We start from the raw sequence: 14,873 nt of genomic DNA, 5'->3' as shown, positions 1-14,873 counted from the left end.
CTTTTTAAAAAGCTGCTTGAATATTATTTCCCGCCTTAGGGGGAGGATAATCTTTTCGTCCCATTAAATGCTAATCTTTAATCCTTAAGTATTATTGATATATGTTTTATTCCATTAAAGAAGGTTATGTTAAAATATAAGCGTTCTCATTAGAGAGTGAGGGGTTTAGATGATTACTTTAGGTCCAAGAGTTTTAAAAACAGGAGTGGCCGTTGCACTTGCTTTATACATAACAGAGTGGATTGGCTTGGAGCCCCCGGTTTTTGCTGCAATCGCAGCAACCTTTACAATCCAGCCATCGATTTATCGATCATGGAAACAAGTATTAGAGCAATTCCAGGCTAATACACTCGGTGCGATCATCGCGATTGCATCCATTTATTTATTCGGGAACAATCCGTTTGTCATTGGATTTGTTACTGTTGTGGTAATTATCATTAGCTTGAAGCTTAAAATGGAAAGTTCAATATCTTTATCGCTAATCACAGTTTTAATCATGATGAGTTCACATGATTTCAACGGAATTTTAACAGCAGCAAACAAATTTATCATTGTCCTTGTAGGGATGGGGTCTGCTTTCCTTGTTAATTTAATTGTCTCGCCACCAAATTTCAACAAGAATTTTACCGAAACAATGAACAATAGTTTTAGAACCATGTCCTTGCTACTCAGGACAGCCATATCGAATGAACTGACAGAAAAAACATTTCAGGATCAATGGAGTCAATTGAGAAAGAACGTAGCCAAGCTTGAAGACCTTTATAAAATACTTGATGAGGAAAGAAAGAAAATTTCAAAGGTTAAACCTCTAGATGTGAGGGAATTGGTGGTGTTTAAGCAAATGCTTGCCTGCCTTCAGCAAGGCTTAAGACTCTTGGATATCGTTGAAGACCATTTTTTTCAAAGCCGTCCTGAACGGGAGGATACAAATGAATTTGATGAACAATTCGAAGACCTGATTCAATACCATGAAATGATCCTCCTTAAATATTCGGGAAAAATAAGAGAGCTAGATATGGAAAGTATGCTGAAACAAAGCGGATCATTCCTTGAATCGATCATGGAGGACAGGTCAACAAATAGGAATGATAGATTGCGGTTAACGATCATTGGTTCTGCGATTTATGACTACGCTTTTCAGCTTGACCGTCTGAATGAGTTGATTGATCAGTATCAAAATAGGAAAGAAGATACTGAAAACACCAGAGGACTTTTTAAAGGAATAAATTTTTTTAAAAGGAACCGAAACTAAGCATAACAATGGATGAAATATAACCTTTTGCCATGAATTAAAACATGATGTCTAAAAAAGGAAAAATAAGGTCTTCATTCCTATAAAAAACATCTATTCCAATTAATAAAAATCTCCTATAATCTATATAATTGTGATTAAGGAGACATTGGGAAATGACAGAAGAAGCCTTTAACGAAAAAAAACTGGTACATAAAAATGAGAATAAATATTTCTGGATTGTGTTAAGTATTAGTATTGCTTCTTACATTCTCTTTGCATTATCCATTGTAGGACTATTTATTATTGCTGCATTCCTGATGACTTCATTGTTGCTTCATGCATTGATGATTGGTCAAATCCGGCTTAACGCAGTGAAAATAAGCGGAAATCAATTTCCGCTTATCCACTCTACGGTTGAAGATCTATGTGTCAAAATGGGAATAAAGCGCACTCCAGATATTTACGTGATGCAATCTGGCGGCATAATGAACGCCTTTGCGACGCGCTTTTTCGGAAGGAATATGATTGTTGTTTACTCCGAAATTTTCGACCTTATTGAACAAAATGCCGAAGATGAGCTTCATTTTGTTCTGGCCCACGAATTGGCTCATATAAAACGAAATCACCTTGGCAAAATGATGTTCATTCTTCCATCCATGTGGATACCAGGGGTTGCAGAAATGTATCTGCGCGCTTGTGAGTATACTTGTGACCGCTATGCGGCCTTCTATGCTGGAAATCCTGCAGCCGCGAAAAACGGACTTACTATGCTGGCAATTGGGAAAGTCTTATTTAGAAGTGTGAATAAAGCAGAATACCTAGAACAAATCAATCAGGAAAAAGGATTTGTGGTCTGGCTGGCAGAAATGCTATCTACGCATCCACCGCTTCCAAAAAGAATAAATGAAATCAGTGCCTTCTTTGGTGAAGCCGATTCAGTCATAATTCATTCCAAAAAATCAAAAGGACTGTTTGCTTTTTTGGCTGCGGCAGTTTTGCTTACTGGTTTGGCCCTGGTTGGCGGAATTATGGTCTTTAAAGAGATCGGTACAGCATTCCTTGCTGAAGAAGAATATTATGAAGAAGACATAGAAGTATCTACTTTAATTGATGCAGTTATCAGTGGAAATACGAAGAAGGTTGATAGCTTAATAGAAAATGGGGAAGATATCCACCAAATAGACTATAATGGATACACTGCACTGGACTGGGCTGTTATGGATGATAATATCCAGATGGTTCAATTGCTTTTGGACTTAAAAGCCGACCCAAATTTCGAATCTGATTATGGCATGACACCATTCATGACTGCTTCTGAAAAAGGAACTGCGTCAATGATCAAGATGCTGCATGATGCTGGCGGTGATCCAAACTATCAGGAAATGAGCGCTGGCTATACAGCGCTGACATACGCCGTATTCAGTGGGGAGATTGAAACAGTAAGACTATTGATACAGCTGGGGGCAGACATCCAGCTGAAAGATTATTCGGGTATGACTGCGAGGATGCACGCTTTGCAAGCAGGTGAGCAAGAAATCGCAGATTTATTAAAATAAATGAACAACTAGGAGGAAATCCAATGAACAGACCAGCCGGCTTTTGGGTAAGACTGGGTGCAGGAATTTTAGACGGATTAATTATCGGGGTGCCACTTTTGATTATTAGCTACTTAGTAACGGGTAGTGCGGAAGAAAATGCTTTTACCTCCTCACTGAACCTGCTATACACTCTGCTTGTTCCTGTTGTTTGGTCAGGATATACAGTAGGAAAGAAAATTGTGGGTGTGAGAATCGCGAAAGTGAATGGAGAAAAGCTTGGCTTTGGTACGATGCTAATGCGAACAATCGTTGCCGGACTCGTTTACGTACTTACGTTAGGGATCGGTTTTATTGTCAGTGCCTTCATGGTAGGCATCCGTGAGGACAAAAGAGCAATCCATGATTTCATAGCTGGAACATATGTAACTTATGACAAACCAGATGAAATTCAATATGAACAATAAGAAATGACATTTTTGGACACCTGGCATGCCAACAGGTGTCTTTTTGTGGAAAAAACTGGTGATAGATCTTCTGTTTATATGTTATATTGTTAAAAAGAATTTAATAGAAAAGAAGGATGTTGCTCTCAATCAAGTGGACATGGAAATGTCTGAATAACAGGTGCTGTTTTTTTAATTGCTAGCTATATAGATTATGAATAAAGCCTAATCATAAAGGGGGATTGAGCTAGTGGGACCAATTTTATTAGGTATTTTAGCGGCCTTCTTTTTTGCATTCACCTTTGTTCTGAATCAATCTATGGAATTATCGGGGGGCAGCTGGATATGGAGTGCCTCACTTAGATACATATTCATGATTCCATTCCTTTTGGCGATCGTGGCAGCAAGGAGGAATTTAAAGCCAGTAATCCAGAATATCAAACAGAATCCATATCCATGGTTCCTTTGGAGCTTCGTTGGCTTTGTCTTGTTCTATGCACCCCTTACATATGCTGCCGCCTTTTCACCAGGCTGGTTGATTGCAGGCACATGGCAAATCACGATTATATCAGGTGCTTTGCTCAGTCCCTTATTTTATGAAAACAAAATGACCACTGAAGGTTTAGTAACTGTCAGGGCAAAAATACCTTTTAGAGGACTCGGTATGTCTATAATCATTTTAGCAGGGATACTGCTTATGCAACTTGAGCATGCGAGGCATATACCAATCGAAATTGTTTTTCTCGGAGTGATCCCAGTATTTATTGCATCTTTCGCCTATCCATTGGGAAATAGAAAAATGATGGAAGTAACCAACGGCAATCTTGATGCATATCAACGTGTCCTTGGAATGACGCTGGCCAGTGTGCCATTCTGGCTGCTTTTAGCTCTATATGGTTTTTTGAAGGAGGGTGCTCCTACAATGAACCAAAGTTTACAGTCCCTTTTAGTAGCCATCACCTCTGGCGTGGTAGCGACGGTTTTATTCTTTAAGGCTACAGATTTAGTGAGGGGCAATATGCAGAAGCTTGCTGCCGTTGAAGCAACCCAGGCAGCGGAAGTGCTTTTTGCTTTGGCAGGGGAATTTTTCATCTTATCACTGCCTCTGCCAACTCCCTTATCCTGGATTGGAATCAGCCTCGTTATGCTAGGAATGGCACTCCACAGCTATTCAACAATAAGGAGAAAAGAAGGACAAATGAAAATCAGCGCGTAGAATTGGTTTGCGCCATCAAGCTTAGATATTAATATAAACTCTTATAGATCTATGGGGGGATAGAATGGAGTTAAAGGATGTAAAACTTACGAAACAAATGGCAAAAGCTTTCGCTATAGCAGAACAGGAGTGCAAACAGGCGGGCAGCCCATGCCTGATGCCTGAGCATCTTTTGATTGGCTGCTTGGATGATGGCTCCTCCCCAATAAAAGAGGCAATACAAAAAAGTAATATCGACATTGATGTTATGAAGAAATCATTTAACCAGAGTCATGAAAATCTTTCTTTTGAAATCTGTACACCCTTTAAAATGCCAATTAGTGAATCTGCAAATCTAGTGATTGAACAAGCAATCAGCTATATGAGGAACTACAATCAAATTTATCTAAACGAAGGACATGTCCTGAAAGCATTAATCAAGAGCGGACAAACTGGAAAGCTTTTGACTCAGGAACAGAAAAACATCCTTTTAAGTGTAGCTACAGTTTCTAGGGATATGCATTTAGATTTAGCAGGTTACAGTCCACCGAAAAATCTTTACAGTGCTATTAAGATGGTTAGTGATGGCGACGCCGAAAGGCTAATTCAGTTCATAAACAATGAGTTTGGCACCCGTTGGACTCAGTCTATCAAACAAGCGTTGATGATTAAGCATCCGTCTATTTATATCGCTGAAGACCAGTCAGGGGAGATCGTTGGCTTTGCTGCGTTTGATATTCATCAAACCGGCTATTTTGGACCGATGGGTGTCGCAAAAAACAAAAGAGCTTTAGGTATTGGGGAATCATTATTGCATGTAGCCCTTGAAGGCATGCAAAGAAAAGGTTATAAAGTTATTATCATTGATGATGCCGGACCAATTGAATTTTATGAGAAGACTTGTAACGCTAAAGTGATCCCGTTAATTAAATAAAACCAGAAAAAGAGACCATTTTCATGGTCTCTTTTTCATATTTTTGCACCGTTACTAATTTACTATATATTACAAAAATAGTAATACTTTGTATTCATTTTTATCTGAATAATGTTAATATTCAATAAATTAAAAGGTTTTTACAAAATTATGCAGTATTTCTTCGGTAATCAAAGATCAGGGGGTGTAAGAAAATGCTTAGAAAAAAGAAGGTCACCGTAAGGAAGTTCTCGGCAGTCATGTTAGTGATACTGATGATTATTTCATCATTTACTAGCCAGCTGTCATACGCTGCTGAACAGAAACACAAGAGTTTTTCGGAAGAAGAACTCGTACTGGAAAAACAGCGTGAACAGGCCGCTGCTTCTGAAAAAGCAGCAGAACAAGAAAGTCCATTGGAAGAAAGTGGTGAACTGACAAAGCTTTTAGATGGATTGGGAATCAATCCTCCACCTTTGAAAAGGGATGAAGCAACAGCTAATGAAATCAAGAAAGAGGCTGCTGCGCTACTTAAAGCCTTCGAAAAAGAACAAGAACTTAATGTAATCATCAGGATGAAAGATCAACCAGACCTCAGCAAGATCTATCCCCAAGTGAAAGCAAAGAAAAACCGCCCAGATAAAATCAAAGCCATCCAGGATCACCTCAAAGAAAAAGCGAACAATTCTCAAAAAGGAATCCAGCAGGCACTTTCTGCCCTGGAAACTAAAGGAAAAGCAAAAATGAAGGATTCTCTTTGGATCATCAATGGGATTACTGCTTCGATCACAATAGAGGCTTTTGAAGAACTTAGGAACCGTGACGATATAGCAGAAATCTCGCTCGATGAAACACTTAGTCTTCCTGAGGTGACAGTGGAAGAAAATCCACCGCGACTGCCTCAATGGGGACTTGAAAAAATATATGCACCTAAGGTATGGGGCCAATACGGATTAAAAGGTGATGGTATGGTTGTAGGAATCATGGATTCCGGGGTAGACGGAAATCATGAAGCACTTAAACATAACTATCGCGGCCGAGATGGCAATCATCAATATTCTTGGATTGATTTATCTGGCCAGGGGTATGACAAACCGAATGACGGACATGGTCATGGAACCCACGTAGCCGGAACAGCAGTTGGCGGCGGCGCTGGTGAACCCATCGGTGTAGCTCCTGAAGCAGAATGGATTGCGGCAAAAATTTTCAATGATGGGGGCTCCACAACCCTATCCGCAATCCACCAGGCTTTTCAATGGTTCATGGCTCCAGGGGGTGACCCTTCGAAGGCTCCTCACGTAGTAAACAACTCTTGGGGAAATTCTAATACTTATAACCTTGAATTCTATGAAGATGTAAAAGCATGGGTGTCTGCTGGGATCTTCCCATCTTTTGCAGCGGGGAATGATGGACCGGGATCACAGACAATTGGTTCTCCGGGAAGCTTTCCGGAAACATTTGCTGTCGGAGCCACTGATGCGTATGACCAAACTGCCTATTTCTCTAGCCGTGGTCCTGTTTTTTGGAAGGATGAAAACGGCAATGAGCATCGGATAATTAAACCTGATATATCTGCACCAGGCCACAAGATTTATTCAGCATGGCCTGCTAAACGGAATGAAGGGAAATACAACACTATCAGCGGCACGTCAATGGCGACTCCTCATGTAACGGGTGCAGTAGCGCTATTATTGCAGGCTAACCCAAACCTTACAGTTGAGCAGGTAAAAGAAACACTAAAGCAGACTTCCAGAGTGGAGCCTCACATGGGAACATTGCCAAATGATTCCTATGGCACAGGAATCATGAATATTTACCAGGCTGTCACCGAAACTGCTTTCGCTGGTGAGCTTACCGGCAAGTTGACAGACAATGATGGCAAGCCGCTCATAGGAAAACTTGAAATAAAGGAAGAAGGACTTTCTTATAATATTGGAAAAAACGGAGAATTCAAATTCAAAATCAGGGAAGGCAGCCATAAAATCAAGGTAACATCTTTTGGCTATCAGGATTTTGAAACAATAATCGAACTGAAAAAAGGCGAAACATTACCAGTGAATTGGTCCTTGGATAATGCTCAGGCATTTACTGTAACTGGAATAGTAACCGACAGTTCTGGAAAGGCCGTGCCTTATGCATTTGTTAGAGTCAAAAACACACCGCTGCCAACTTATCGAACTGATGCTAACGGTACTTTTGAAATCGTAAATCTGCCTGCCGGCGAGTATATCCTTCAGGTTTCAGGAGAGGGGATAACAGGATTGGCAAAAGAGGTGGATGTTAACGGTGATACTTCCATCGATTTAAAGGTAAACACTAGCCCTGCCAATTTAAGTAAGGAATGGTCTATGGCCAACGGCAACAATCAACGAAATGCTGTCTCTTCAAATGCAATTGACCTGGCTGCCTTGGAGGAAAGCTGGGAGTACAATGCTTCAGGGAAAGGGAAGATCCTTTTTTCCACCCCAGCAGCAGCTAATAACAAAGTGGTCCTTGTAACGGACAGTGGTTATGTTGTAGCACTTGATTCGTTTACAGGCAAAGAGCAATGGTCTGTAAAAATTGGAAGCACGAACAGATCATCTCCAACAATAAATGGTGATACTGTCTACCTTTCAGGAGGAGAAGACGGAAAGATTTATGCTTTGGATCTCAAATCCGGTAGCAACATATGGACGACTGCTGTTGGGTCAATGGCAGTCTATGAATCTCCATTATTTGTTGATGGAACGCTAATGGTTTCATCGGACCTTTCAGAAGATGCAAAGCTAACCGCGTTAAATGCTGAGACTGGTGAAAAGAAATGGAGTGTCGATCTTGGCGCGCCTACCTATTTTGGTCCTAGTGCTGGAGATGGGATGTTATTTATCGGAAGCTATGATAATCAAAAGCTCAGGGCACTCAGGGTTGAAGATGGAACAGAAGTGTGGAGTAAAACACTCGTAAATGAGGGAGTTGCCTCAAAGCCGGTATTTGATGGCGGCACACTATATCTAGCAGGCACTAATTTTAACACTGAAGGCGGCACACTTTATGCCCTGGATAGCAAGACAGGTGAAGAGAAATGGAAGGCAGGCGGTATCGGTGATACGCAGGCTGGCTCACCGATCGTCTATGAAAATATCGTTGTCATTGGTTCAGCCGTCCAGCCGGTCTTACGCGCATTCGAAGCAAAGACTGGTCAGGAACTCTGGAACAACCGCTCTGTGGGTACGACTTTGAACAGTGGTTCTGTTTCTGCAAATGGACTCTTATTTTTTGCAGGTACCAGCGGAAATCTTTCTGTCATTGATGTGTACACTGGTGAAAGATTGAAAGACTTCAGTCTGCCGGTTTATAGTACGTCGGGTATCCCTATCCTTTCAGGACAGGTAATTGTACCTTTCCAGACTGGGGTTAAAAGCTATAGATCCCCTGGCTCTGTGAAAGGAACAATGAAGGATAGAGAAGGCAATGTTATCGAAGGTACTGTCACAGTGGTAGATACAGGGGAAACTGTCAGCACAGATAAAGATGGAGTCTTTTTAATAAAGCACGCACCTGGCGACTATACACTCAGGATTTCTTCATATGGTAAAAAGCAAATAACCGAAAAAGTGAAACTTTCTTCAGGGTATCAATTCACGAAAAATTATCAACTTGAAGAAGCAGATAAGAGTTCTTTAACCATCCTTGTAAAAGACAAGCGCACTGGAAAGCCAGTAGAAGGAGTGACTGTAAGCCTAAATCAGTCACCAATTGAGGGGCAGACGGACAGTAATGGAATCTTTGCCAAGGAAGGAGTATATGAAGGGGCCTACATGGCACAGTTTGCATTAAAGGGTTATAAAACCGGAAGCAAGGAAATAGTTGTCAGTCCTGGCGATCCTGCTGATATTACCTTTGCATTAGAGCCAATTGATATTGCGGTACTGAATGATTATAAGAGTGAAATCACAACCCTGTTGAATGTTAATGGATTTACGGCTGAAGAACGCGGCTGGGATGTAGTCGAGGACATAGGCCGCTATAAAGTACTTTACCTGAATGGCGGATACGGTTCTGAAGGTATCAAGCCTACTGAGGACCAGTTCAAAGAATTGGCAGAAAGAGCAAAAGTCCATAATGTCAGCATTATTTTCACAGATCAGTGGGGCGCGAACTATGGGTCCATCCACCACTTGAAAGACTTTTTCCAGGATCCTAAAGACCTTGGGCATGACTATGATGGCGGGGAAGTGAGAATCCAGGTAGAAGCAGAACATCCTATTTTCAAGGGCTATAAACCTGGAGACAGAATCAATGTTTTAGAAAATAATGCAGATTTTGCCTGGTTCAATCAGTATTCCGGAAGGACAATCGGTAAAATCGGCAACACTGATCAAGGGTTTGTAGGATCGGGAATTGCCTATAATGCTGTATCCGAAGGCAGTGCTCATTTATTATTGTCGAGTCATGCAACTGTACCTTGGGAGAGTTCCAAGGCATGGCTGCGCGGACAGCAGCAAATCCTGTTTAACAGTATTGATTACCTGTACAAAGCTGAATACGGAAAAATAACAGGTTCTGTGACCAATGCAGCTGGAGAACCTGTCGAGGCAAACATCGAAGTGCTCGAAACAGGAGTTAAAGCGAATACTGACGCCAACGGCAACTTCACACTTTTTCATGATGAAGGTACCTTCAAACTTGAAGTCAGGTCAAAAGGATTGGGTTCTAAATCAGAAACCGTTACTGTAGCCAAAGAGGCGGCTGCAACAGTCCAAATCGCTTTAGGTGAGTCAGAAAAAGGACTGCTAACAGGTACTGTAACAGATTCCATATCTGGTATGGAGCTTCAAGGTGTCAATATTTCAGTTAAGAACTCAGCTGGCGAGATGATTACAGAAGTTCAGACTGCTGCAAGCGGACGGTATGAAGTTTCTGGTTTAGAGGAAGAAGTGTTTGAACTTAAATTCAGTAAGGATGGATACATCGATCAGACACAAAGTGTCGATGTCGCGCGCCATTCTGGTGAATTGGACATTCAGATGCACACTATGCCATCAGTAGGGGTAGTAGGTGATTACTATTCCTCCGAGAAAAACTTCAAAGCTCTTTTTAATGAAATTGGAATAAATGTTCTAGATGTACAGCCCGCTGAATTAGTTCAGAGAATGGCTGAGTTTGATGTCATTTTCTTCAATGACCCAAGCTCATCAGCTATAACGGATGAAATGATGGAAGCTGCCGATAAAGCACAAACCAGCCTGATTTATGGTGATGCGGTCTGGGGTGGCGGCATCAAGCAGCTGGTGAATTACAGGAAGGATCCGAAAGAGCTTAAAACGATAAGGAAGACAACTGAAGCTGCCCAGTACAAAGTAATCGAAGAGCATCCAATATTTAATGGAGCAAAGACTGGGGAAATCGTTGAAATCCTCACTCCAGCAGCCAGCTATGTTGGTTACTTCAAGGATTACAGCGGGTTTTCTCTTGCGGAAATCAAGCATGAAGGCTCAGATGCCACCCATGGACTTGGGGTCGCCTATAAACCAAGATCAGCCGGAAGTGTTGAATTATTGTTAAGTGGCCATGGATTTGCTTATTACCATGGTGCCAAGGATTATACAGAGGCAGGAAAACAGCTTCTAATTAACTCGGTGCTATGGGCGGCGAATGTTAGATATCCGGTGATCAGCGGTACGATTGTCGATGAACAAGGCAATCCATTAAAAGCAGAAATCAAGGTGAAGGGACAGCCATATCAAACTCAGTCAAGCGGTCAGGATGGCAGTTTTATAATCGCCACGCTAGCAGGAGAATACGAGATTGAAATCAGTTCCTATGGCTATGCCGCAAAGACGATGAAAGTAACGGCAGAAATGGACGGTGAGCCGATGAAGATTGGAATGACAGTAGCAGACAATGTTGGCTCCATTTCAGGTACCGTGGAAGATTCAAAAGATGGGAACGCGATTGAAGGCGCGAAAGTCGCACTCTTAGGAGCACCAAAAGAAGTAATTACAAACGTCCAGGGTCAATACAACATTTCAAAAGTAGAACCCGGGAACTATACAGCCCGGATCGAAAAGGATGGCTATGTACGCCAGGATATTGAGCTGAAAATTACAGACGGCCAAAAAGCTGCCCTGAATGTAAAATTAAGACCTTCACCAACAGTAGGAATCGTCGTGGACCTGACTGCTTCAGGAACTACCTATAAGCACTATCTAGAGGAAAGAGGCTACAAGGTCGTTTACCTGAATTATATGGATACTGATAAATTGGATGAAGTGGATGTTGTTTTTGCGAATTCTGATTATGCGAAGAATCTTGAACCGTCAAAAGGAGAGTTTTTAGCATTCCAGAAAGCTTTGGATGAAAACAGGAAATCAGTCATCTGGACTGGCCAGGCTGGAGGACGCGGTTCGATTAGATATTTGCAGGAATTTAATAATGATCCGACAACTATATTCGAACATAACAACAAACCAGGAGCACAGGGAACTGTTGTGGGTGATCATCCTCTTACTGCAAGTTTTAAGGCAGGAGATACAATCGAAATACCGGGAAAGTCCGGCTATTATTATGGTTTTGACGGCTATTCGGGTACAACGGTCATTGATTTCTCACATACAGGAACCGGGGAAAAGGGAAGCATGGTCGCCTACAAGGGCAGAACGACCGATTCAGTTGAAATTCTATTGGCCAATATGACCGTCAGCCATGTATTCAAGCCGAATGATTCATTTGACCCGGCAAGAGAGCGGCTATTGAATAACGCCCTAACCTGGGCACTCGAGAAGAAAGAGCCCCTAGTCGGTGAACTAAATGGTATAGTACAGAATGAAAACGGACCTGTAAAAGGGACGATTTCTGTAAAAGAAACTGGAAAAACCTATCAAAGTGATGAGAAAGGGAAGTTCTTTGCTGCATTTGAGGAAGGAACCTACACCTTGACAATTGAAGCTTTTGGCCACAATACAAAAGAATTCACAGTCTCGATCAAAAATGGCGAAGCGATAAATGAAGATTTCGTAATTGATGCTGTCGATTCTGGCATCCTGGCTGGTAAAATTGTCGATGCATCTACGAAAGATGCAATCGCTGGTGCAAGTGTTGAAGTCATCGGAACACCAGTGGCAGTCGAGACAAGTGAGGATGGAAGTTATCAAGCAACACTTCCTGCAGGACAATATGAAGTAAGGGTGATTGCGGCCGGCTTTAAGCCAATTTACCAGACTGTAGAGATTACCACAGGGCAGCAGACAGACTTGAATGTCTCGCTTGTTGTTTCTGAAAAGATTGCATTCCTTGCCAACCCTTATCAACAGGATAAAATCATGCCATTCCTTGAAAGCAATGGATACGATGTTGATTTGCATCCTTATGCAGAATTTGAAGCATTGATTGAGAATATACCAAACTATAAATTAATCATCGTCAATGATACATCGTATACCATGAAGGAAGATAGATTTAAAGCGATGGTGGAGAAAGCTAATGAAAATGAAGTAAGCATTATTTTCACTGCCTTGTACGGAGGGACAATAGGAGATTTGAGCGATGCTTATGGGGATCCTGAAGATTTTGATTATAGTTTTGTAGATAAGGAACTAAATCTTCGGGTAGATGAGAACCATCCAATTCTCAAGGGATTCAATAAAGGTGATGAACTTCCTCTGCTCCTCAACCCTAAAGGCAGCGTACAGTATTCAGTATTTGAAAACTATAGCGGCACGACTCTTGGCAGCTTGACTAACCCGGTTAAAGGTGAACTTGGCAATTCTATTGCCTATAAGTTCAGTTCATCCAATAGTGTCCATATCCTTCTATCCGCCCTGCAAATCAGCAACTATGGACATCCGAATGACAGATGGACTGAAAATGCGAAAAAAATATACTTGAATGCAATCAATTACGCCTTGACCGCTAGCCAGGGTGAGATCAAAGGAGAAGTCAAGGACAGTCAGGGAAGTCCAATTGCAAATGCCTTTGTCACCATTGAAGGAACAAACCACAAAACAACCACCAACTCAGCTGGCCAGTATAAGTTTGGAATTGGTATTGGTGATTTCGAAGTGAAGGTCCAGGCAAGAGGCTTTGCTGAACAAACCAAGCCAGCTAAAGTTGAAGAGCTTGGAAGCAGTGTCGATTTGAACTTTACACTGGAAGCTATCGACGGATATGATTTGAATGGTGTAATTACAGGCAAGAAAGGCAAAGAACCTGTGGGCGGTGCTAAGTTGACTCTAGTTCCAAAAGATGAGCCAGATTTTAAGATGGAAGGCTCCAGCATAGAAGATGGTTCATATGTATTCAACAATTTGCTGCCTGGCGAGTACACTTTGTTTGTAATAGCAGAAGGGTACCTGCAGGATGCTTTTGAGGTTGAAATTGTATCCGAAGATAAGGAATTCAACCTTGAACTCAACGCATTCGAGGCGGCAGTATTGGGAGATGTTAATGGTGCCCTGACAGGATTATTAAATGAACAGGAACTGTATGCGGAAGAGAAAGGCTGGGACATACTCGGGAATGTTGGAAATTATGAGGTCATCCTGGTCAATACAAATAAAGGAACAACTGAGCAATTTCAACAGCTGATCAAAGAAAGTGACGAACAAAAGACAAGCCTTGTTTTCACAGGCACATGGGGCGTTGCTGAAGGTTCAATCCAAAGATTAAAAGAGGTCACGGGAGGTCTGGAAATGGACCAGCAGGGATATAATGAAGGAGAGATATATGTTGAAACAGCAGATGGACATCCAATTTTCAACGGAATCAAATTGGATGAAAATGACCGGGTTAAAATCCACACGGCGAAAAGTCCATATGCGACGTTCAAGAATTATACAGGTATAGCAATTTCGAGCCTTTCTGTTGACGGAGAGCGTAAAGGGGATTCAATTGGATTTGAATTCAGGAGTAAGGAGCACATGCATTTGCTAATGTCTTCTTTTGCTGTTACCAATATCATCGGACCTGACTATGGCTGGACTCAAGATGGGCGACAGTTATTCTTAAATGCCCTAGCCTGGTCAAAGGACACAGTACAGGAAATCCCTGAAGCACCAACTTGGGAAGTGGAAGAATTGATGGTGAAGGGTGAGCCGGCAATAGTAGAAGGCACAGCGCCAAAGGGAACCACAGTGAATATTTATGAAAAGCATGGCAACGAAGTATTCCTGATTGATTCGGTTAAAACTGGGCAGGATGGCACGTACTCAGTAGACTTGGATCTTGATAATGGAAGTCATACTTTGCAAGCAGAAGCAGAGAACTTTGCGGGTAAAACAAAGGCAGTAAAAACAATGAGAGTAATTGTAACAGGGAAACCTGAGAAAAAGAATAAAGCAAGCTAACGGACACGAATACTAGATGATAAAGGCTTCCCATTTAGGGAAGCCTTTTCTTTAATAGGGTTAGTTTCAAGGGCCTTTGAGTGGAAAAATAATTAAGGAATACTTACACTTATAAAACAGGGAAGTTATTGTGAAAATACTTATTCAATATGCTTATCACTTCACAATCTCGGTACTTTTATGATATATTAATATTTAAAATATTCTTACAAGTTTTAGGAAGG

Annotated in this window: 6 protein-coding genes; all 6 read left to right on the top strand. The window is 41.5% G+C overall.

The genetic code is table 11. The annotated features are described in order from the left end of the window. The first annotated feature begins 169 nt into the window (after positions 1-169). The 6 genes from CD004_RS11945 (at position 170) to CD004_RS11920 (ending at position 14,649) form a co-directional block, all read left to right on the top strand. Positions 170-1,252 carry an FUSC family protein gene (locus CD004_RS11945; RefSeq protein ID WP_233434855.1) on the top strand — a complete coding sequence of 361 codons (1,083 nt, stop codon included), beginning with the start codon at positions 170-172 and terminating at the stop codon, positions 1,250-1,252. A 155-nt stretch (positions 1,253-1,407) separates the two neighbouring features. Beyond that, positions 1,408-2,790: a M48 family metallopeptidase gene (locus CD004_RS11940; protein ID WP_102262974.1), complete on the top strand. Its 1,383-nt coding sequence runs from the start codon at positions 1,408-1,410 to the stop codon at positions 2,788-2,790. A gap of 23 nt (positions 2,791-2,813) precedes the next feature. Further along, complete coding sequence (locus tag CD004_RS11935) at positions 2,814-3,236, top strand: RDD family protein (RefSeq protein ID WP_102262973.1); 423 nt, start codon at positions 2,814-2,816, stop codon at positions 3,234-3,236. A gap of 229 nt (positions 3,237-3,465) precedes the next feature. Next, on the top strand, positions 3,466-4,431 hold the full coding sequence (locus CD004_RS11930) for a DMT family transporter (protein WP_102262972.1): 966 nt from the start codon (positions 3,466-3,468) through the stop codon (positions 4,429-4,431). Between the two features lie 64 nt (positions 4,432-4,495). Then, positions 4,496-5,344, top strand: coding sequence for a GNAT family N-acetyltransferase (locus CD004_RS11925; RefSeq protein WP_102262971.1), 849 nt, complete (start codon positions 4,496-4,498; stop codon positions 5,342-5,344). Between the two features lie 194 nt (positions 5,345-5,538). Continuing rightward, positions 5,539-14,649, top strand: a complete 9,111-nt coding sequence (locus tag CD004_RS11920) for a carboxypeptidase regulatory-like domain-containing protein (RefSeq protein WP_102262970.1) — start codon at positions 5,539-5,541, stop codon at positions 14,647-14,649. Positions 14,650-14,873: the final 224 nt, after the last annotated feature.

This window comes from Mesobacillus jeotgali (assembly GCF_002874535.1).
Lineage (GTDB): Bacteria > Bacillota > Bacilli > Bacillales > Cytobacillaceae > Mesobacillus > Mesobacillus jeotgali.
The sequence above is the reverse complement of the archived record's forward strand: the minus strand, read 5'-3'. Positions and strand labels throughout refer to the sequence as shown.

What these genes read in the sequence shown, in the direction of transcription:
- CD004_RS11940 (WP_102262974.1), top strand. Translation starts at nt 1,408, where the DNA reads ATGACAGAAGAAGCCTTTAACGAAAAAAAACTGGTACATAAAAATGAG.
- CD004_RS11920 (WP_102262970.1), top strand. Translation starts at nt 5,539, where the DNA reads ATGCTTAGAAAAAAGAAGGTCACCGTAAGGAAGTTCTCGGCAGTCATG.
- CD004_RS11925 (WP_102262971.1), top strand. Translation starts at nt 4,496, where the DNA reads ATGGAGTTAAAGGATGTAAAACTTACGAAACAAATGGCAAAAGCTTTC.
- CD004_RS11945 (WP_233434855.1), top strand. Translation starts at nt 170, where the DNA reads ATGATTACTTTAGGTCCAAGAGTTTTAAAAACAGGAGTGGCCGTTGCA.
- CD004_RS11935 (WP_102262973.1), top strand. Translation starts at nt 2,814, where the DNA reads ATGAACAGACCAGCCGGCTTTTGGGTAAGACTGGGTGCAGGAATTTTA.